At 74.0% G+C, this 657-nt stretch carries 1 protein-coding gene; it reads right to left on the reverse strand.

The features are described from left to right. On the reverse strand, positions 1-657 hold a 657-nt coding region (locus tag AC1DCZ_RS19355), incomplete at both ends, for a DUF222 domain-containing protein (protein WP_476976012.1).

Consider the following 657-nt stretch of genomic DNA (forward strand, 5'->3'; position numbering starts at 1 on the left):
GGTCCTGGCCTCGCCCGGGCCCTGCAGGGCACGGGCGGCCGCGGTGGACCGTTCCCAGATCCCCGCCGCGGTCTCGGCCGTGAGATAGGCCGAAAGCCACGCCATGCCGTCCCGGTCCGGGACGTACTCCACCCGCCGGTCCGCAGCGGACGCGGTGTGRCGGTTCTCGATGCTCTCCCGGTGGTGGCGTTCCCGCCAGGCGCGCGCCTTGGCCCGGAACCGGGACGCCACCAGGTCCCCGGCCGGGCACCCGCGGGCCGCGCCCGCTGCGTCCGGGTCCAGGAAATGCCCCTCCAGCGCCGCCGCCCCGCACTCGTCCAGGCCGCCGGTTTCGTCGACGATGATCCTAGCGTGCTGCCAGGAAATCGTCCCGGCCTCAAGCGCTCCCAGGGTCAGCGGCAGCACCGCCGTCAAYGCCTCGGACTCGGACAGGAAGGCACCGGCGGYCCGTTCGCTGACGGTCAGGACACAGGCGACCTCGGCCACCACCGCCATCTCCGACGCGGCACGGTCCTGCCGGGACGCCCCCGGAGCCGCCAGCAACCTGGCCGCCTGCACATACTCCGCGGCCAGCCGCACCTTCAACGCCGCAGTCCGGGCCTCCAACCGGGCCGCCTCGGCCAACCCGTCCAGGCAATCATCCGCCAGATCCCGCAA

The sequence above is a fragment of the Arthrobacter sp. 10N418 genome (genome assembly GCF_056394725.1).